At 58.0% G+C, this 18,554-nt stretch carries 18 protein-coding genes; 12 read left to right on the forward strand and 6 right to left on the reverse strand.

Annotated features, from left to right (window positions below):
• Positions 1 to 25: 25 nt before the first annotated feature.
• Positions 26 to 832 carry an alpha/beta fold hydrolase gene (locus FJV47_RS05360; RefSeq protein ID WP_159610746.1) on the forward strand — a complete coding sequence of 269 codons (807 nt, stop codon included), beginning with the start codon at positions 26 to 28 and terminating at the stop codon, positions 830 to 832.
• On the opposite strand, the gene FJV47_RS05365 is transcribed toward FJV47_RS05360, so the two are convergent.
• On the reverse strand, positions 829 to 1,887 hold the full coding sequence (locus FJV47_RS05365) for a Gfo/Idh/MocA family protein (RefSeq protein ID WP_159610748.1): 1,059 nt from the start codon (positions 1,885 to 1,887) through the stop codon (positions 829 to 831). The two genes, FJV47_RS05360 and FJV47_RS05365, sit on opposite strands and share 4 nt — an antisense overlap.
• 116 nt (positions 1,888 to 2,003) lie before the next feature.
• Here FJV47_RS05365 and FJV47_RS05370 point away from each other — a divergent pair, with 116 nt between their 5' ends.
• Positions 2,004 to 3,026, forward strand: a complete 1,023-nt coding sequence (locus FJV47_RS05370; RefSeq protein WP_159610750.1) for an intradiol ring-cleavage dioxygenase — start codon at positions 2,004 to 2,006, stop codon at positions 3,024 to 3,026.
• Between the two features lie 59 nt (positions 3,027 to 3,085).
• On the opposite strand, the gene FJV47_RS05375 is transcribed toward FJV47_RS05370, so the two are convergent.
• Positions 3,086 to 3,640: an XRE family transcriptional regulator gene (locus FJV47_RS05375; RefSeq protein ID WP_159610752.1), complete on the reverse strand. Its 555-nt coding sequence runs from the start codon at positions 3,638 to 3,640 to the stop codon at positions 3,086 to 3,088.
• Positions 3,641 to 3,672: 32 nt separating this feature from the next.
• Between FJV47_RS05375 and FJV47_RS05380 the strand changes: the two genes are divergently transcribed.
• The gene (locus FJV47_RS05380; protein WP_159610754.1) at positions 3,673 to 4,596 is read left to right on the forward strand and encodes a DMT family transporter; all 924 of its coding nucleotides are present in this window, start codon (positions 3,673 to 3,675) and stop codon (positions 4,594 to 4,596) included.
• A gap of 61 nt (positions 4,597 to 4,657) precedes the next feature.
• Entirely contained in the window at positions 4,658 to 5,524 is an 867-nt protein-coding gene (locus tag FJV47_RS05385; protein WP_159610756.1) for a serine aminopeptidase domain-containing protein, read from the forward strand.
• Here FJV47_RS05385 and FJV47_RS05390 read toward each other — a convergent pair.
• Positions 5,521 to 6,315 carry a carbon-nitrogen hydrolase family protein gene (locus tag FJV47_RS05390; RefSeq protein WP_159610758.1) on the reverse strand — a complete coding sequence of 265 codons (795 nt, stop codon included), beginning with the start codon at positions 6,313 to 6,315 and terminating at the stop codon, positions 5,521 to 5,523. The genes FJV47_RS05385 and FJV47_RS05390 overlap by 4 nt on opposite strands.
• The gene (locus tag FJV47_RS05395) at positions 6,312 to 7,355 is read right to left on the reverse strand and encodes an aldo/keto reductase (protein ID WP_159610760.1); all 1,044 of its coding nucleotides are present in this window, start codon (positions 7,353 to 7,355) and stop codon (positions 6,312 to 6,314) included. Before FJV47_RS05395 ends, FJV47_RS05390 begins: the two co-directional genes overlap by 4 nt.
• 194 nt (positions 7,356 to 7,549) lie before the next feature.
• Here FJV47_RS05395 and FJV47_RS05400 point away from each other — a divergent pair, with 194 nt between their 5' ends.
• From FJV47_RS05400 to FJV47_RS05420, 5 genes are all read left to right on the forward strand, one after another.
• Positions 7,550 to 8,152, forward strand: coding sequence for a TetR family transcriptional regulator (locus tag FJV47_RS05400; RefSeq protein WP_159610762.1), 603 nt, complete (start codon positions 7,550 to 7,552; stop codon positions 8,150 to 8,152).
• Positions 8,153 to 8,253: 101 nt separating this feature from the next.
• Positions 8,254 to 10,110: an ABC transporter ATP-binding protein gene (locus FJV47_RS05405; RefSeq protein WP_159610764.1), complete on the forward strand. Its 1,857-nt coding sequence runs from the start codon at positions 8,254 to 8,256 to the stop codon at positions 10,108 to 10,110.
• 50 nt (positions 10,111 to 10,160) lie between these two features.
• Positions 10,161 to 10,796, forward strand: coding sequence for a GntR family transcriptional regulator (locus FJV47_RS05410; protein ID WP_159610766.1), 636 nt, complete (start codon positions 10,161 to 10,163; stop codon positions 10,794 to 10,796).
• 97 nt (positions 10,797 to 10,893) lie between these two features.
• Positions 10,894 to 12,126 carry an MFS transporter gene (locus FJV47_RS05415; RefSeq protein ID WP_200831947.1) on the forward strand — a complete coding sequence of 411 codons (1,233 nt, stop codon included), beginning with the start codon at positions 10,894 to 10,896 and terminating at the stop codon, positions 12,124 to 12,126.
• A 100-nt stretch (positions 12,127 to 12,226) separates the two neighbouring features.
• Positions 12,227 to 12,493 (forward strand): hypothetical protein, encoded by a 267-nt coding sequence (locus FJV47_RS05420; RefSeq protein ID WP_159610768.1) that lies wholly within the window; start codon positions 12,227 to 12,229, stop codon positions 12,491 to 12,493.
• A 41-nt stretch (positions 12,494 to 12,534) separates the two neighbouring features.
• Here FJV47_RS05420 and FJV47_RS05425 read toward each other — a convergent pair whose 3' ends face one another.
• The gene (locus FJV47_RS05425) at positions 12,535 to 13,308 is read right to left on the reverse strand and encodes an IclR family transcriptional regulator (protein WP_159610770.1); all 774 of its coding nucleotides are present in this window, start codon (positions 13,306 to 13,308) and stop codon (positions 12,535 to 12,537) included.
• 270 nt (positions 13,309 to 13,578) lie between these two features.
• Here FJV47_RS05425 and aceB point away from each other — a divergent pair, with 270 nt between their 5' ends.
• Genes aceB through FJV47_RS05440 form a run of 3 tightly spaced genes read left to right on the forward strand, consistent with a single transcriptional unit; the run spans position 13,579 to position 17,307 of the window.
• Positions 13,579 to 15,210 carry a malate synthase A gene (gene aceB, locus FJV47_RS05430; protein ID WP_159610772.1) on the forward strand — a complete coding sequence of 544 codons (1,632 nt, stop codon included), beginning with the start codon at positions 13,579 to 13,581 and terminating at the stop codon, positions 15,208 to 15,210.
• Positions 15,207 to 16,460, forward strand: a complete 1,254-nt coding sequence (locus tag FJV47_RS05435; protein ID WP_159610774.1) for an aldolase/citrate lyase family protein — start codon at positions 15,207 to 15,209, stop codon at positions 16,458 to 16,460. The genes aceB and FJV47_RS05435 overlap by 4 nt, the downstream gene beginning before the upstream one ends.
• A gap of 10 nt (positions 16,461 to 16,470) precedes the next feature.
• Positions 16,471 to 17,307, forward strand: coding sequence for a bifunctional allantoicase/(S)-ureidoglycine aminohydrolase (locus FJV47_RS05440; RefSeq protein ID WP_159610775.1), 837 nt, complete (start codon positions 16,471 to 16,473; stop codon positions 17,305 to 17,307).
• 180 nt (positions 17,308 to 17,487) lie between these two features.
• Here FJV47_RS05440 and FJV47_RS05445 read toward each other — a convergent pair whose 3' ends face one another.
• Complete coding sequence (locus FJV47_RS05445) at positions 17,488 to 18,531, reverse strand: GTP-binding protein (protein ID WP_159610777.1); 1,044 nt, start codon at positions 18,529 to 18,531, stop codon at positions 17,488 to 17,490.
• Between the last annotated feature and the right edge of the window lie 23 nt (positions 18,532 to 18,554).

Here is an 18,554-nt window from a genome sequence, read left to right on the forward strand (position 1 = left end):
AGTATGACTGAAGCGAGCGCGGATTATGGCGAAATTTAGTGTTGAAGGCGCCCAGCTTGCCGTTGAGCTCAGCGATGAGGGCGGTCACCCGGTAGTTCAGCTTCACGGGCTGACCTCCAGCAGGGCACGGGACCGCGTACTGAATATGGACCTGGGGCGTGGACTGAGCGGCACCAGATTGCTTCGTTACGATGCCCGTGGGCACGGCCAATCCACCGGGCGCACCAACGCAGAGGACTACGAGTGGAAGAACTTGGCCGATGATCTGTTGGCCCTGCTCCATGAATACTTCCCCAATGAGAAGGTCTACGGTGTGGGTCAATCCATGGGTTGCGCCACCTTGTTGTACGCCGCGATCAAAGAACCAGAACGCTTCTGCGGCCTGACGCTGTTGCTTCCGCCCACCGCGTGGGAGTCCCGCAAGGCAAAGTCGCAGGCGTATCTGCGCAACGCTGACCTGTTGGAAGCCGAAGGTTGGGATGCTTTCATTCAGGCCGATATTGACGCGCCCGTTCCACCAGCCACGGTAGGTAATCCGGTGACGGTCCCAGATAATTCCCTGGCGCTATTGCCCACGATCTTCCGCGGTGCCGCGGCCAGCGACCTGCCGCAGCTAGCCGACCTCGCCCGGGTGACCATCCCAACGCATATTCTGGCGTGGACCGAGGACCCATCTCACCCGGTGACTACCGCTCAAGCATTGTTGTATGCATTGCCCCAAGCAAAGCTACAGGTGGCCAGCACCCGCGAAGAAGTGAACGCGTGGCCACAGATCCTGATGGATGATGTCACCAAACATGGTGCCCTGCATTCATCGGAGCCGGTGCACTAGTTTCTGCGTAAGTCAGTGGCAATCTGATCCATGGTCACAGCGATGGCTAGGGACTCGTCTAAAGGCATCACGGGGGATTCAGTCAGGCCCTCGCCGAGGCACCAGGCGACATGGGCAGCTTCCCAACCCAGCCCTCGTGCGGGGGAATCCTGAGTGAATTTTTGAGTGTCGAGAATACTTCCATCGCTACCGCGTAGTACCAGCTTCGAACCAGCATAGATTGGCCGTTCTACTTCCAAACTCGCTTCAGTGCCGGCAATCCACGCGGCCTGCGGCGAGTCAGTTTCGATGCTGCTGAAGATATTGGCGGTGGATCCATCATCGTTGGAAAGCACCGCAGTGAAAGACGCATCAACTCCTGTCTGCGTCATTCGGCCAGAGGCATGAAGTAGTTCCTTGGCCGGGGAGACCATGACGCTGAAGGCGATGGGATAAATACCAACATCAAGCAGGGCACCACCGCCGAGTGCTGGATCATAGATTCGCGAGGTGAGGTCCTCCGGAAATTTTGCCCCAAAATCTGCGTGGATTGAGATGATCCTGCCGAGCATTCCGGAAGCGATCACTTGCTGGATGACGTTGCCGACCGGTAGAAGCCGAGACCACATGCCTTCCATGACAAAGACGCCGGCCGCTCTTCCAGCATCGATTACCTGACGGGTCTGCTTCGCATTCAGTGTCATAGGCTTTTCAACTAGGACGTGCTTGCCTGCACTGATGGCCTGCATGGCCAGATCTGCGTGCCCACTGTGCGGAACGGCGATATAAATAACGTCCACGGCCGGGTCCTCGATGACCTGGGTATAGGAATCGTAGACCCGCGTGGCGCTGTCGCCGTATCTCTTGACGAACTGTTCTGAACGCTCGAAGCTCCGTGATCCCACGGCTGAAATCCGCGAACGCGTCAGGGTGTTCAGTGAGTGCCCGAATTCCGCAGCGATCCAGCCTGGACCGAGAATTCCCCAATTCAGCGCAGGGGCCTTGCGAGGATGTTGCAGGGTGGAGGCGGGCAAGACTAATGGCATGGACTCTCCCATTGAGTTGGCGTAAGTCATTGCCATTCACCCTAGTGGCAACCATAGAAAGTTCACAGTGCTGGCAGGGGTGATCCTCTATTGGCATTCCTAGGCTGGTGATGCACGCTTAGAACACCTTTACTCTTAGGAGCATCATGAATCCCTCACCACGCTGGTTTGGCTCTCGTCCCTTGCCCCGACCAGAAGAAGATCTTGAAGATCAGGGTTTGGCCTTTGACGTTGGAACCCTGATTGAACGACGCAAGGTCCTGGCGGGTGTGGGACTGGGCGCGGTGGGGCTGGCGCTGGCAGCCTGCGCGCCAACGAGCCAGTCCAGCTCGTCATCGTCCTCCTCGTCGGAAGAAATCCCTGATGAAACTGCTGGTCCGTACCCGGGTGACGGGTCCAATGGACCGGATGTGCTTGAGGAAAGTGGCATCGTACGTAGCGATATTCGCTCCAGCTTCGGCGAAAGCACCACCACTGCCGAAGGTATCCCGATGAACCTAGAGCTGACGATTGTGGACATGGCCAACGGCAACAAACCCTTTGAAGGTGTCGCGGTGTACGTGTGGCATTGTGACCGTGATGGCGAATATTCGATGTACTCCACCGGTTTGGAAAACGAGAACTACCTGCGTGGGGCGCAAGTGGCCGACGCCGACGGCGTCGTGAAATACACCAGTATCTTCCCGGCTTGTTATACCGGGCGTTGGCCGCACATTCACTTTGAGGTCTACCCCGACACCAAGTCGATCACCGATTCCACCAATGCTATTGCTACCTCTCAGGTGGCGTTGCCCAAGGATATTTGTGACGCCGCATTCGCGACTTCCGGATATGAAAAGTCAGTCACCAATATGAAGAGCCTGAGTTTGGAGACAGACAACGTCTTCGGTGATGACGGGGGAGTTAAGCAACTAGGCACGGTGACGGGTGACGCGAGATCCGGCTACACGGTGAAGCTGACGGTGAATGTTGATACCACGACGGAACCAACTAGTGGTTCGGCGCCCGGCGGTGGCGGTGGCGGCATGCGCGGTGGAACCCCACCTTCGGGCGCGCCGGACGGTACACCACCATCCGGTGGCCCTGGTGGTCAGGGTGGAACGCCTCCATCGGGTGCACCGTCGACGCCATCCGATAACGCGACGCCGTCCACCGGATCCAATACCTGACACACGAAAGCCAGCGGGAGTTGCAACTTCTCCCGCTGGCTTTGTGCTGCTTGTTTGTCTCAGCTGACGACGATGCGTGCAAAGCGCGTGAGCTGTTCACCGTCATTGATGTAGGTGAAGTCTTGATCCGTCGCAAAGGCGTAATGCTCTCCGGCCTGAACCGTGACAGTTTCTGTTGTGGTCTCGATGCGCAGGGATCCTTCGAGAACCAGGACCATTTCTGACCAGCCGGCTGGGTCTGGTTCGCCCACATAGCACTCGGTTGGCATGAGCGTCCAGATCAGCAGTTGCGCTTCCTTGCTGGCGGGAACAGAGGCCATCATGGTCGCCACACTGCCTGGGAGCTGTCCCCTCCAGACGATTTCGTTGATGGAGGAGCGGGGTGCCGAAGGCTCGGCGACCAAGTCGACGAAGGTGACGCCCAAGGATTCAGCCAGACGGTCCAGCCCGGTAAGGCTGATATTTGCTTCGCCGGCTTCAAGCTTGATCACCGTGCGTCGGCTAACCCCGGACTGGTCGGCAAGGGCGGCTTGGCTGAGTCCGGCGGCGAGCCGGAGGCGGCGGACGTTTCGACTGAGGTGTGTCAGAACATCTGAACTGTCACTGGGTTGCATGTGAACTATTATTCACCATAGTATTGTGCATTATGTTGCACAATGATTTGAAGTGGCGAGGATTCTCCCGCCAAGAAGCGGTATTGGTTCTTGCCACGGTCATTTGGGGCGCGACGTTCCTGATCATTCATATCGCTGTCCAATACAGCGGTCCCTGGTTTTTTGTCGGCATGCGCTTCATTACTGCAGGACTCATTAGCGCCCTGCTGTTCGCACGCGTACTCAAAGGGCTCACGCTCAAAGAGGTGATGGCGGGGGTGGCCATTGGCGTGATGATTTTCTTCGGCTATGGACTGCAGACTGCAGGCTTGCAGACGGTCAATAGCAGCACCTCAGCGTTCATCTCTGCACTCTATGTTCCCCTGGTTCCCTTGCTGCAATGGGTTGTTTTCCGCAAGAAGCCGGGACTGCTTACATGGATTGGCGTAGCCCTGGCATTCATCGGCCTAGTGCTCTTAGCGGATCCCGGGAGCGTTGGATTCAACTTTGGCACGGGGGAACTGGTGACAGTCATCAGCACCCTGCCAATAGCGTTAGAAATCATTCTCATCGGCTGGTTTGCTGGCAAGGTGCACCTCGGGCGTGTCACCGTTGTTCAGTTATTGGTGGCCGGGGCGCTCGGATTTCTTGCTGTTCCACTAACTGGCGAACAGGTTCCAGACTTCTCATGGGTGTGGGTAATTGCCTCTGTTGCGCTGGGCGTTGCAAGCTGCATGATTCAACTTGCGATGAACTGGGCGCAAAAATCGGTGTCACCTACCCGCGCGACAATTATCTACGCTGGCGAACCGGTGTGGGCAGCAATTATCGGCAGAATCGCAGGCGACCGATTACCCCCGATCGCCATTGTGGGAGCGCTGTTCATTATTGCCGGTTCGCTAGCCAGTGAGCTGCGACCGCGGCGAAAAGGCGAAGCCAAGGCTGCGCAAAATGCCACTGAAAATGTTGAAGTTTGAACCTGACGAGGTTATATCAAAACCTACTTACTGGTCAGTAACAACGTCATAAGATGGCCGTATGCTGACTCAGGACATCGCCGGCGAATCCGTGCGCATCCTTGTGACCACCCGAGATAGCGTGCAGGCCACAGTCTTCCGGCCGTACGCCGAGATCACCGGAGTTCTGATCATTCATCCAGCTACTGCCACTCCGCAAGGTTTCTATCGTGCGTTCGCGCAATCTGCCGCGAGCCGGGGATTGCTAACCATCACCTACGACTATCGAGGCACCGGACTTTCGGGATCTCCCAAGGATCAACCTGAGATCAAAATGCGTGACTGGATCCAGCAAGACATTCCAGCCGTGGGCAAATGGGCCAGTGAGCGTTATCCAAACCTGCCGCACTACGCCATCGGGCACAGCGTGGGCGGACACGGGCTGATCATGAACTACGGAACTGACAACCTGAAAGCGTTCACGATTATCTCCAGCCACATGGCCGCCTTGCGAACCGTGGAGCCGATGACCGAGCGCATCAAACTCATCATGATCCTCAACGTGCTGGGTCCAGTCATGAGTCGGGTGCTGGGCTACATGCCAGAACGAAAACTCGGCCTCGGCGAGGATATCACCCGTTCAGCCATGCTGGACTGGAGTAGTTGGACCCTGCGCAAGAACTACTTCTTCGATGATCCGAGCATGAGGGCCTCGCAGCGAGCAGCACAGGTAAAGATCCCAGTCCTCGCTATCGGAGCCAGCGATGACCTTTGGGCTGCACCCAAACCGATGGATCTGCTCACCAAGCACATCACCGGTGCCCCGGTGGAACGTCGCACCTACACCCCAGGAGAATTGGGTGCCAAGAAAGTTGGACACCACGGGCTGATGAAACGAGGCGTGGGAGAACCAGTCTGGGAGGACATCCTCGACTGGTTCACCCGCTAAAAATCGACGGCGTTTTTCAGCACCGGTAACTGCTTCCGCGCTTTGTCGACCAATCCAAGGTCCAGCTCCACGATCAGCAATTCAGGTTCAGCGCTAGCCTGGGCAATAACTCGACCCAGCGGATCCACCACGAGAGAATGCCCCACGCCTAATGGCGCCGTTCCCGACACCGGCTGCCCAACGCTCAACGGATCAGCCTGATCCACCGCCACAATAAACGTGGTCGAATCCAAGGCGCGGGCCGTGGCTAGGGTAGTCCACTGCTCAACTTTGCCGTCGCCCGCACCCCACGAAGCGCACACAATGTTCACCGCTGCGCCGGAATTGGCATGGCGGATGAACAACTGTGGGAAGCGCAGGTCATAACAGGTGGCCACACCTAAAACCTGGCCCTCATGCTCAAACTGCACTGGCGCACTGCCCGGGGTCACCGAGTCGGACTCGGCGTAGCCGAAGGCGTCATAGAGGTGGATCTTGTCGTAGTGGGTATCTGCTTCGGGCCCAGCGACCAGCAGGGTATTGCGAACCCGACCCTCGTCTCCCGGGGTGAACATTCCGGCAACAATAGTGATGTCAAGATCTCGGGCTTGCTGGCGAACCATCGAGGCCCAGGGTCCCTCCGATGGTTCAGCCACCGCGGCAAGATCATTACCAAACGCCACCTGCATCGCTTCCGGGAAGATGACCAAGGAAGCTCCAGATTCTTTGGCCTCTTTGGCGTGGTCTCGAATGATTGCCAAGTTTTGCTGCGGGTCAGGCGTGCTCAGCACCTGAGCGAGAGCAATTTTCATTGGGCATCCCCCTCCTGTGACATCTGCACTTCCTCGCGTCCCTTGGAAACCGACATGATGTCGGCCTGGCGCTCGCCGTCCACCCGAGAAGCAAGCTCGTTGAGTTGGGTCATTGATTCGGGCGATAGCCGTAGATTCAGTGACTCCAAATTGTCATCGAAGTGGTGCGCATAGCGAGTCCCGGGGATGGGGGACACCGCAACGTTCTGCAGCGTGGCCTGCTCATAAACCCACGCCAGAGACACCTGCGCCTCGGAGAAGCCTTCGCGCGCAGCTACCTCTTCGATCACGTCGAGCAGCCGATCGTTATTCTCCATGCACGAATCCTCGAAACGAGGGAAGTTGCGACGCACGTCGGTCATCTCTAGTTCTGACTTTGCGAAGACTTGACCGGTGAAGTAACCACGTCCCAACGAGGCGTAAGTTACTAGACCTACGCCCAGTTCGCTGGCGGTTGGGATCAGCCAGCGTTCAATGTCACGGCTGAAGATGGAGTATTCCATCTGGATCGCGGTGATGGGGTGTACCGCGTGGGCGCGACGCAGCTCGTTGGAGGTCACCTCAGAGAGGCCAATGTGGCTGATCTTTCCTGCCTCCACCAATTCCTTATATGCGCCGACCGTGTCTTCAATCGGGACCCGGCTATCAACCCGGTGGTAGTAATACAGATCGATATGCTCCACGCCCAAGCGCTGCAGGCTCTCATCCACACATTTCTTGATGAACGCGGGGTCGCCGTTAGCGCGGGGATCTCCTGGATTTTTCGGGCGCACGATGCCTGCCTTGGTGGCTAGGGTGACTTCGTCGCGACGAGTCTTAAGGACTTCGGAAAGCAAGGATTCGTTGTGTCCGGCACCGTAGATATTGGCGGTGTCGAGGAAAGTGATGCCATTGTCTAGGACATGGTTCAGCGTGCGTAGCGATTCGGCATCGTCGGCCGAACCATAAGCGCTGCTCAGTGACATGCATCCGAAGCCCTGGGGTGTGACATGTAGTCCCTGACCCAAGTCGATCGTGCTGATTGTGCTCTGGGATCCCATATCAGTCCTTTACCGTGAGGTGGTTACCTTCTATCGAGCCTATCTAAGTAGTACTCAACGAGCATCAACATCGGGGGAATATTGAGAAGCGTGAATGCTCCATAGCGCGACACGCCTAACCAAATCAATGGCTGATCTGATTAAAGAGACGGTGTCTCAATGTCGAGCAGGGAAGGCAGAGTAAAATTTTTCCCATGGGCAGTGAAGTTCGCGATCGGGTGCGCGAGAAGATGAAGATCGAGTTGGCGCAACAGGTGTATACCGTTTTCGCCGAACGAGGTTTAGAGAACGTCACCGCCCAACAAGCTGCTCAAGCCGTAGGCATTTCCCGTGCAACCTTCTTCAGATATTTCTCATCCAAAGAGGATGCTGTGGTCACCGCCTTGCGGTCAATGAACCTGCACTTCTCCCAGACGCTGGAAGCAATGGCTTCCTCACCCAGCGAGAGTCTGTTGGAACTGCTGCGTCTGAGCTTTGAACCAACCGTCGTTGCCGCCGAACAGGATCCCGCTTCCATACGGGCACGGGTGGAGCTGGTGTGGAGTACTCCCGCCTTACGCGCTAGCTGGCAAGAATCGCGCCGAATGCAGCAGGCGGAACTCGCTCACGGCTTGGCTGCTTTCTGCGCCAATTACCGCTTGGCGGAAACGTCGGCATTGCTGGCCCTGACGCTTTTTGACCACGCTTTGGTGCGCTGGATCGAGACGCCCGATGGATCCCTTCGAGCAATCCTCGACGAGGCATTCGACTTTGCTTCCATGATTGACGACCGCTGGTCGGTATCGACTCGGGTCTAGCTAGATAAGCTGACCCTAGCTAGAACTTGCCGTCAGGTTGCTGGGAAAATGAAAGCGGTGTCATCCACCAAATCCCCGAGCAGGATTGCGAGCAAATAGTTATGAGCATGGAAAGCGCCGCTTGGCATTCACTATGGAAGCTATCTGGTGACAAAGGCAGGGCCTATGCGCCAACGACGCCCAAGCGAGTATTGAAATTTGCTGCAGGCTATAAGTCTCGACTACTCGTCTTTGTGCTTTTCTCGGTGATCGCTGCTGTACTTGCCGTTATTACTCCTGTACTAGCCGGACGAGTAGTGGACGAGATCGTTGCGCAGTCCGGCGTACGTACCATTGCTAATTTGGCGATCATCATGGCGGTTATCGCCGTCCTTGATGCGATTACCTCTATCGTGGTGCGTTGGTTCTCCTCAAAACTGGGCGAAGGCATTATTTATGACTTGCGCACCGCAGTCTTCGACCACGTACAGAAAATGCCGGTGGCATTCTTCGCTCGCACTCGAACCGGCGCATTGGTCAGTCGACTGAACAACGACGTCATCGGCGCACAATCGGCCTTCGCCGGAACTCTCTCGGGGCTCGTGTCCAATACCGTTGCGCTCATTCTGACCGCTGCGGTCATGTTCACCACCTCATGGCAAGTCACGCTCATTGCACTAGTCCTCTTGCCGGTCTTCCTGTTGCCCGCACGTCATTTTGGGAAGTCTGTAGCGCTGTTGCGTCGCGAATCTGCAGAGCTGAACGCGAGTATGGGCAACCAGATGACCGAACGCTTCTCCGCTCCGGGCGCTACCTTGATCAAGCTCTTTGGCAGCCCGCAGGATGAATCAAAGATGTTCGCCCAGCACGCTGGCAGGGTCCGCGATATCGGCGTGAAGATGACCATGCGCCAGTTCTACTTCGTGACCGCGTTGACTTTGGTGGCAGCCTTGGCACTCGCGTTGGTGTACGGTTTGGGTGGCATGTATGCGGTGCGTGGCGAACTGGCTGCCGGCGATATTGTCACCTTGGGTATGTTGCTCACCCGCCTTTACACACCACTGACTGCGCTGGCTAACGCCCGAGTTGAAATCACCAGCGCACTGGTGAGCTTCGACCGCGTCTTTGAAGTTTTGGATCTGGAACCGCTGATTGCCGATGCTCCTAACGCCCGTCGCCTCGAGGTCGGAGCGCCCATTCCGGTGAAATTCGATCACGTGAACTTCTCCTACCCCAGTGCAGACAAGGTCTCGCTGGCTTCACTTGAAGAGGTCGCCGTCCTAGATACGCGTGGCGGTGAAGAAGTCCTACACGACATAAATTTCGAGATTCCAGCAGGACAGACCTTCGCCCTGGTCGGCTCCTCTGGCGCGGGCAAATCCACGGTCGCCTCTTTGCTAGCACGACTTTATGATGTCGATTCCGGAAGCGTGCAATTGGCCGGAGAGGACATCCGCGAGCTGAAGCTCGACTCTTTGCGTACCACCGTCTCGATGGTGACCCAGGACGGACACCTCTTCCACGAAACCATTCGTTCTAACCTGACTTTGGCCCGCCCCGAAGCTAGCGATGAGCAGATTTGGGAAGCCCTAGAACGTGCACGACTTCTACCTGTCATTCAATCTCTGCCCGATGGCCTAGATACGGTAGTGGGCGAGCGTGGTTACCGGCTCTCCGGCGGTGAACGTCAGCGTATGACCATTGCTCGCTTGCTACTAGCCGCCCCACAGGTAGTCATCTTGGATGAGGCCACCGCTGCTCTGGACTCCGCTAATGAAGCAGCAGTGCAGGCTGCTTTGGCTGAGGCATTGGAAAACCGTACGGCTCTGATTATCGCTCACCGTCTGTCCACTATCCGTTCCGCTGACCAGATCCTTGTAGTGGAGGCCGGGCAGATTATTGAGCGTGGTACCCACGCCGAACTTCTGGCTCTTGGGGGGCGCTACACCGAACTCTATGAAACCCAATTCGCGCAGTAAATCCGTACTGCTAGTGTTGCTAACCAAAATACTTGAGGAGGATCCCTGCAGTGGCACCCGCTGACGATCTAAGCGCATCCGAGCGTGCATACAGGCTGATCCGTGACGGAATTTTGGACGGAAGCTACGCGCCAGGCACGATGGTCGGCGAGGCATCTTTGGCCAAGGACTTTGAGCTTAGCCGTACTCCGGTCCGCTTGGCGCTGGGCAGGCTCCAGCAGGAAGGGTGGATCGAAATCTTTCCGAAGCGCGGCGCTTTGGTCAAAGGACTGACCGGCCGCCAGATTGCCCAGCTGGCCTCCACGCGCTTCCTCCTTGAATCAGTCTCGGTGCTTGAAGCTTCGCAGGCTCAACGCGAAGTGGTTGCCCAACGCCAGCAGCTTTCGATCCAGGCACAAGAAGCGGCCCTGACATCAGGGGACCTGCGTGAATTTGTTGACCTGACCATCGAGTTCCACCGTGGTTTTGTTCAGGTAGCCGGGAACGACGTGCGGGTTGAGCTTTATGATCACTTGGCTGATCGCCATCGTTTTGCGCTCTTTGCCAGTGCCGAGGAGACGCTCTCGCGGAGGGAAGAGATTATCGCGGAGCACCGCGAGTTGGTCAGTCTCATGCTGGAAAATAATGGTGATGGATTCAAAGCCGGTCTAGGTGCGCACATCTCCGATAGTGGCGTAGAGCAGTAACGAAATATACTGGGATACAACATGTATCCCAGTTTGTTCTACACTGAACTTGGGGAAGGTACTGGCCTTTCGAGTGACGAGTAGAAAGGCGCATGCCGTGAACGAGCTGACGCGTAGCAAGGTGCAGCAGCGAACTTTGTGGGTGCTTGCCGTCTCTCAGATCTTTGGAACCATCGGCGTGGGTGTGGCCCCATCGATCGGCATTCTTCTTGCTGAAGAAGTCACCTCAAGTGAAGCGTGGGCCGGTCTTGCCCGTACGGCCAGTACCTTGGGCGCTGCTTTGCTGGGGCTTCCACTAGGAAATTTGGCGGCACGATTCGGCCGTCGATTCGCGCTGAGTAGCGGCTGGTGGCTGGCAGCCCTTGGTGCGTTATTGCTGGTCCCGGCAGCCCAATTTCAGCTGGTCGTCCCACTTTTTGCGGGACTGCTGTTGATCGGTTCGGGCTCAGCCGTAAGCCTTCAAGCCCGCTTCGCCGCCACCGACCTAGCCAGCGATGATCACAAGGGTCGTAGCCTGGCGCTGATTGTTTGGGTGGGAACCATCGGAACGGTGCTCGGGCCAAACCTTGGCATCCCGGGCCGCATGATTGGCGATGCTACCGGCCTGCACGTGTATGCCGGCGCGTTCTTGATTGCGGGCGTAGCTATGGTGCTGGCGGGATTGTTGGTGTTCCTCTTGATGCGCCCGGATCCACTATTGCTGAATCGCCAAAGTGATCAGCTAGCCGGAGCCGCGCTTCCTGTCCGTCAACGAGGTGGGCTGAAGCGTTTCGCTCTCGAACTGCGTGCCAATTCGCGAGCACGCTACGCGGTGATCGCGATCCTCAGCGCACAAATTGTCATGGTGGCCATCATGACCATGACCCCAATTCACATTACGCACCACGGCGGCACCGTATCCTTGGTGGGCATCACCATCTCGCTGCACATCCTTGGCATGTATGCGTTGGCTCCGTTGGTGGGCTATGTGGCCGACCGGTGGGGCAACCGATTTTCCATTGGGGTCGGTCTGCTGATCTTCGCCGCTTCGCTTCTGGCCGGTGGCCTGCATCCCGAAAAGATGGGGTGGATCATGACCAGCCTCATTCTTCTCGGAGTTGGATGGTCCTTTATTAATGTGTCCGGCTCCGCTCTGTTCGCGAAGGTTATCAGCAAGCAAGATCGCGCGTCGGTTCAGGGTGGGGTTGATGCGCTGTCCAACCTTTGTGGTGCCGCGGCCGCGTTTGCCGCTGGTCCGCTGATGGCGCTCAGTTCTTTCTCGGCGCTGACCATCGTTGCAGCCGTCGTTTTGCTTCCGCTGGCTGTCATGACGGTGCGCCACCAAAAGTAAGGTCAAAAATTCTCGCCCAGGCAGTAGCTTTGATGACCCCAGCCCCTGCCAGCGTCCAGTTAGTCTTGCTAATGTCGTCTGTAAGTAGGCAGGAGTAGCCATGACTCACGACGAAGATCGATACTTTGACCCAATGATCCATGATGTCATGCGGGAACTAAGTAACCAATTGGCCGGACGTTATATCGCCTGGGAAGACCAAGCGGGTACTGATCGCGAGGCCAAACACTGGCGCGCAGAGTGGCTTCGCGTTCGGAGCGAGATTCGCCAGGTCAATCCACGTAGCCAAGCGGCTATCGAAGCGAAGACCGATGAGCTGCGACGGATCCTGCGCGAACTACCCGAGTATGCGCCGAGGTTCGAATGAATGAAGGTATTTGAGCAAGAAATCAAAGCGATATCCGATCGTTAGTCGGCTGCGGCCACCAGCTGTACACCCAGTTCACTAGCTGCCGCTTGTAGTACAGGTACCGCAGACTTCATGAATTTTTCGTCCACACGCGTGACCGGTCCGGAGACCGAAATCGCCATGGGCGTTGGCGCACCGGGAACCGGAACGGCGATGCAACGCACACCCAACTCCTGCTCTTCCTCATCAATGGCGTAACCACGTTCGCGGGTGGCTTCCACATCGGTGAACAGTTTGCCCAAGGTGGTGATGGTGTTGGCCGTCTTTGGTGGCATGCCTGCCTGGGAAACCAAACGCTGCACTCGTTCATCATCAAGTACCGAGAGCACGGCCTTGCCCACGCCTGAGTTATGCAGCATGGCGCGGCGTCCGACTTCGGTGATCATGCGCATTGAGTGCGCGGACTGCACCTGAGCAATGTAGGTGACCATATCGCCATCGAGCACAGCGATATTGGCAGATTCGCCCAGCTTGGTGACCAGGTCCTTGAGAACAGGGGAAGCCAGTGCGCCAAGTTGGCGGTTGGCGACTTCGCCCAGACGAATCAATCGGGGGCCTAATGAGTACCGGCGGTTCGGTAGTTGGCGCACGTAGCCGACGCCGACCAAGGTGCGTAGTAGGCGGTGAATGGTGGGCAACGGCAGGGGAGTGTCGGCAGCTAGTTCGCTCAGCGCGGCTTCTCCTCCGGCACGGGCGATGACTTCCAAAAGCTCAAAAGCGCGTTCAACTGACTGCACGCCGCCGGTAGTGGACTTGCTGGAAGTCTGCGTCATCTTTGCTCCTTTAGTTAAAGCACTGAATTTGGAAGTAGCTTACGCGTAAGTTCTACGATGCGAAATCCTCGTCCCAACAATAGCCTAAAATCAGGCATTCCTTCCACGATCCGATATTTTGCCGGCAAATATCCGTGCCCGAGGCCACAAACACCTCTTGCGTTTTCATTTTGAGGATAATAGTATCCACTATACGGAAATCTTTTGGATGCATGTCAAAGCATCCGGATATGGAAGTACAGAAGAGCACACGAGGTTAAGGAACAACTCATGAGTATTTCAATTACCAGCATCCCCGATGTCGCAGATGCCCAGCAGATCCTCTCTGGCGATGCCCTAGCTTTCATTCAGAAACTGCACGAGAAATTCGCTGGAACCCGCAATGAACTGCTGGCAGCACGCTCGGTGCGCCGCAAAGAGTTCTCCGATGCTCGCTCCATCGACTTCGATCCAGCCACCGAATCCGTCCGCACCGGCGACTGGAAAGTCGCCGAAGCCCCAGAAGCGCTGCGCGACCGCCGCGTGGAAATCACCGGCCCTGCTTCCCCTGCCAAGATGGCCATCAACGCACTGAACTCCGGCGCCAAGGTTTGGCTGGCCGACCTGGAAGATGCTTCCACCCCAAGCTGGTTCAACGTCATCGATTCGATCTCTAACCTCTCGGCTGCCGCCCGCGGCACCCTGGCTTTCACCGACGCCAAGTCCGGCAAGTCCTACGCGCTGCGCACCGACGCTCCTCGCGCGGTTGTCGTGGTTCGCCCCCGCGGCTGGCACCTGCCAGAGAACAACGTACTGATCAACGGAGAACCAGCGGTTGGCGCGCTGGTGGACTTCGGTCTGCACTTCTTCCACAACGCCAAGGTGCTCGCCGAATCCGGCCAGGGCCCGTTCTACTACCTGCCAAAGATGGAACACTACCTGGAATCGCGCCTGTGGAACGAGGTCTTCACCTTCGCCCAGGCCGAGCTGGGCATCGCCCACGGCACCGTGCGCGCCACCATGCTCATTGAGACGATTCCGGCCGCTTTCCAGATGGATGAGTTCCTCTACGAACTGCGCGAGCACGCTGCGGGGTTGAACGCCGGCCGCTGGGACTACCTGTTCTCGATCATCAAGACCTTCCGCGAAGCAGGCGAAGCGTTCATCATGCCGGACCGTTCGGCCGTGTCGATGACCGCTCCGATGATGCGCGCCTACACCGAGCTGCTGGTCAAGACCTGCCACAAGCGCGGCGCCTTCGCCATGGGCGGCATGGCCGCGTTCATCCCGAACCGCCGCGAACCAGAAGTCACCGCCGCCGCCTTCGAAAAGGTCCGCGATGACAAGTCCCGTGAAGCCAACGATGGATTCGACGGCTCTTGGGTGGCCCACCCAGACCTGGTGGATATCTGCAAGGAAATCTTCGACGCCAAGCTCGGCGAGAAGCCAAACCAGATCGACCGCCAGCGCCCAGAAGTTGAAGTCACCGCAGCCCAGCTACTCGACGTGGCCAGCGCACCGGGCGATGTCACCGAGGTCGGCGTACGCGCCAACCTTTATGTGGCCGTAAACTACGTAGCCGTCTGGCTCTCGGGCAATGGTGCCGTGGCCATCCACAATCTGATGGAAGACGCCGCCACCGCAGAAATCTCCCGTTCGCAGATCTGGCAGCAGATCCGCAACGAAGTGGTGGCCGCCGACACCGGCAACACCATTACCGCGGAACTAGTCTCCACCATTTTGGGTGAAGAAGTGGAACGCCTGCGCGGTGAGGTCAATAATGAAGAACACTTCAAGGTCTACTACGAGCCGGCCGCCCAGCTGATCGCCACCCTGACCAGCGGGAAGGATGAGGACTTCGCAGACTTCCTCACCACCGGCGCCTATGAACTGCTGGAAAAGGAGTACGTGAGCAAGCCATGACCAACCCCTTCGATGAGTCCACGCTGGCCAGCGTAGAAGCGCTACTGGCCGACACCGATCAGTTACTGGAACACTCCTACCCAGGGGATTCCGGGACCCGACAGCCCATCCACACCGTGTATGTTCCGGGGGACAAGTACACCCCGGATCTGCCCGCCACGTGGGGCCACAACGCCGTTGTGGCTGCCGGTGGACTGGTAGGCCTGTCGATGCTGGCCACCAAGCTGAACTTGGCTGAACCACAGCGTCTGGCCGAGCTGGTAGCCGAGAAGCTGGTCAGTGAACCCATCGAAGATTTGCGTATCGACTTTGAAGACGGCTACGGCAATCGCAGCGAAGCCGAGGAGGACGCCGCCGTACTGGCGGCGGCCGACTCGCTCGCTGCGGCCGTGGCCGCCGGCAAGGCCCCAGCCTTTATCGGTATCCGCTTCAAATGCTTCGAGGCACCCACCCGGGCGCGAGGCATTCGCACCCTAGGGCTGTTCATCTCCCAGCTGCTCTCTCATGGTCAGCTGCCCGAAGGACTGCGCCTAACTTTGCCCAAGGTCACTACCGTGGACCAGGTCAGAGCCATGGTGCTACTGACTGAAAAACTTGAGCAAACCCACGGCTTGGAAGCCGGACGACTGCGTTTTGAAGTCCAAGTCGAAACCCCACAGGTGATCATCGTCGCCGACGGCACCCACCCGGTAGCGCAGCTGATCCACGCAGGCCAAGGACGGGTTTCCTCCCTGCACTATGGCACCTACGACTACTCGGCCTCCTTGGGTGTCGCCGCCGGTTACCAGTCCATGGAACATCCGGTAGCTGACTACGCCAAGGACGTCATGCAGGTGGCAGTTGCTGGCACCGGCGTTGAGCTCTCCGACGGTTCCACCAACATCATTCCTGCTGGAGACCCTGAGAATATGGCCGATGCCTGGGCCCTACATGCCCGACTGGTACACCGCCATCTGGCCCGCGGCATCTACCAGGGCTGGGACCTGCACGAAAATCAGCTGCCCACCCGCTACCTGGCCACCTTCGCCTTCTTCCGCGAGGGTCTACAAGCGGCCGGCACCCGACTGCGGAATTACGTCCACCAGATCAGCTCCACGATCATGGATGAACCCGCCACTGCCCGAGCTCTGGCCCGCTACATCCACCGCGGGGTCACCTGCGGTGCGGTGAGCGCCGAGGAAGTCGCCGAACTAGCCCAGATCACCCTGTCCGAACTTGAAGCGATCGCGCTGAATCGCTCCCACGCCTAAGGATCCTGCCATGACCGTTCCCGCAATTGCGAACTCCTCGTCCTACTACGCGAACTTCGGCGGACACCCGCCGCAGAGCGATCTGCTCACCGACCGCGCCATCGTTACCGAGGCCTACACGGTGATTCCCAAGGGTGTGCTGCGTGACATCGTCACCAGCGTCTTCCCCGAATGGACCAATACCCGTGCGTGGGTGCTCAACCGTCCGGTCGCAGGCGGCGCCACGACTTTCGCCCAGTCCATCGTGGAAGTCGCCCCTGGTGGCGGAGCCACCAAGCCAGAGCCGCAGGCCGAAGTCCAGGGCTTCATCTTCGTGCTCACCGGCCAGCTGACCCTGGTCATCGAAGGCACCGAGCATGTACTTGAAGACGGTGGTTACGCTTATCTGCCGGCAGGCTCAACTTGGTCGGCACGCAACGATGGTACCGAACTGACCAGCTTCCATTGGCTACGCAAGCGCTACGAACCACTGGCCGGCGTGGATGCTCCGGGCCCAGTTGTGGGCAATGAACGCGACGTCGAGCCTGGCCCAATGCCGGGCACCGACGGTAAGTGGCGCACCACCCGCATGCTTGACCCCAACGATGTCGCTTTCGATTTCGGTGTGAACATCGTGACCTTTGAGCCGGGCGCCTCCATCCCGTTCGCTGAAACCCACGTGATGGAGCACGGTTTGTACGTGCTGGAAGGTAAGGGCGTTTACCGTCTGAACGGTGACTGGGTCGAAGTGGAAGCTGGAGACTACATGTCCCTGCGCGCTTTCTGCCCGCAGGCTTGCTACGCCGGCGGCCCGGATAACTTCCGCTACCTGCTCTACAAGGATCAGAATCGACAGGTCGCTTTGTAAGCGGTACCGTCAAGTGCGCTCAAAGGCTGGCACCTGCCCACTACAGGTGGGTGTCAGCCTTTGAAATAATTAACAACAATTACAAGGCGGCAATCCAACAATTACAACGAACCCGCCTGGATCCCCGCAATTACGGGTGTTTTAAAATCTCGGATGCGAGCATTAGTTACAAATCAGCGTTCAGTTAGTTACAGATTCTTCGTCGGCAACCCGCGAACTGAGGATCAACCGACGCTCAAGACGAACGAGGTTTCGCGAGGATGGTTCAGCGATTGCAGGCTGCAACGCAGCACGTAGAACGTCACCGACCTTTTGCTCATCCAGTTCCACTCCAACCGCCACTAGAGCGTCTTCGGCAGGATCAGAACCGGGCGTAGCCAGCTGAAGATGCGGTTGCCATCCGACCATATTGATCAGGTAGCGCTGGACCCCGGTACCGGTCCGAATCTTTACGTGGCCTTTGAGTCGGTAAGCGTCCGCCGGCGGGTTCTCAAGAAGATCCAGCAGTGCTCCCGGATCAGCCGCGTCGGGGCAGGACACGGTAACAGCGTGAGCATGCGGCGCATGGCTGTGGTCATGTTCGGCCCGTGAGGCAGCGGCCAGCGGAAGCTCATCGCTCGGGTCCTCGTTCAGTGCGATATCAAAGACTAATTCTGGGTCGATGGCTGCGTGGCTGGCGGGAACGATGCTCACCTGTGGGTTGGCCTGTCGCACTCGTTCACTGATCCGGGTGAAGGTCGCCTCGCGGGCATCTTCGGCGATCATGTCCAGCTTGTTGACTACCACCAGGCTGGCCGCGCCGAATCGGGCAGGGGCCATGGCGGCGGTGTCCACCGTATGTTCGTGCTGCACCGCGTCGATGACGTCGATAATCCCTCCGGGTCGTACCCCGGGCGCGTTGCCATAGCGCAGGAGTCGATCCACATTGATCGGGTCGGCGGCGCCGCTGGCCTCAACGATGATTGCATCTAAGCGGAGCTTTGGCTGGGCCAGTTTTTCCAGCAGCTCATCCAGACCGCCACTGTCGGGCAGGCAGCAGACACAGCCGCCGGCGATGGATTCGGCGGCGTCAATCTGCCCGGTGATCAGGCCGGTATCAACGTTGATCTTGCCAATATCGTTGATGATCACGCCCACGCGGGTACCGGGCCTGGTCAATAAGCCGTTGAGTAAACTGGTTTTGCCCGCGCCGAGGTATCCGGTGAGCACAATAACGGGGATCAAAACCGCTTCCTTGTCATCTTGAT

This window comes from Glutamicibacter sp. JC586, assembly GCF_009805585.1.
Lineage (GTDB): Bacteria > Actinomycetota > Actinomycetes > Actinomycetales > Micrococcaceae > Glutamicibacter.

Coding starts and splice junctions, on each gene's coding strand:
- FJV47_RS05390 (WP_159610758.1), bottom strand. CDS start 6,315: ATGAAAATTGCTCTCGCTCAGGTGCTGAGCACGCCTGACCCGCAGCAA.
- FJV47_RS05395 (WP_159610760.1), bottom strand. CDS start 7,355: ATGGGATCCCAGAGCACAATCAGCACGATCGACTTGGGTCAGGGACTA.
- FJV47_RS05375 (WP_159610752.1), bottom strand. CDS start 3,640: ATGCAACCCAGTGACAGTTCAGATGTTCTGACACACCTCAGTCGAAAC.
- FJV47_RS05425 (WP_159610770.1), bottom strand. CDS start 13,308: ATGACGCAGACTTCCAGCAAGTCCACTACCGGCGGCGTGCAGTCAGTT.
- FJV47_RS05405 (WP_159610764.1), top strand. CDS start 8,254: ATGAGCATGGAAAGCGCCGCTTGGCATTCACTATGGAAGCTATCTGGT.
- FJV47_RS05365 (WP_159610748.1), bottom strand. CDS start 1,887: ATGACTTACGCCAACTCAATGGGAGAGTCCATGCCATTAGTCTTGCCC.
- FJV47_RS05380 (WP_159610754.1), top strand. CDS start 3,673: ATGTTGCACAATGATTTGAAGTGGCGAGGATTCTCCCGCCAAGAAGCG.
- aceB (WP_159610772.1), top strand. CDS start 13,579: ATGAGTATTTCAATTACCAGCATCCCCGATGTCGCAGATGCCCAGCAG.
- FJV47_RS05440 (WP_159610775.1), top strand. CDS start 16,471: ATGACCGTTCCCGCAATTGCGAACTCCTCGTCCTACTACGCGAACTTC.
- FJV47_RS05420 (WP_159610768.1), top strand. CDS start 12,227: ATGACTCACGACGAAGATCGATACTTTGACCCAATGATCCATGATGTC.
- FJV47_RS05360 (WP_159610746.1), top strand. CDS start 26: ATGGCGAAATTTAGTGTTGAAGGCGCCCAGCTTGCCGTTGAGCTCAGC.
- FJV47_RS05385 (WP_159610756.1), top strand. CDS start 4,658: ATGCTGACTCAGGACATCGCCGGCGAATCCGTGCGCATCCTTGTGACC.
- FJV47_RS05400 (WP_159610762.1), top strand. CDS start 7,550: ATGGGCAGTGAAGTTCGCGATCGGGTGCGCGAGAAGATGAAGATCGAG.
- FJV47_RS05370 (WP_159610750.1), top strand. CDS start 2,004: ATGAATCCCTCACCACGCTGGTTTGGCTCTCGTCCCTTGCCCCGACCA.
- FJV47_RS05435 (WP_159610774.1), top strand. CDS start 15,207: ATGACCAACCCCTTCGATGAGTCCACGCTGGCCAGCGTAGAAGCGCTA.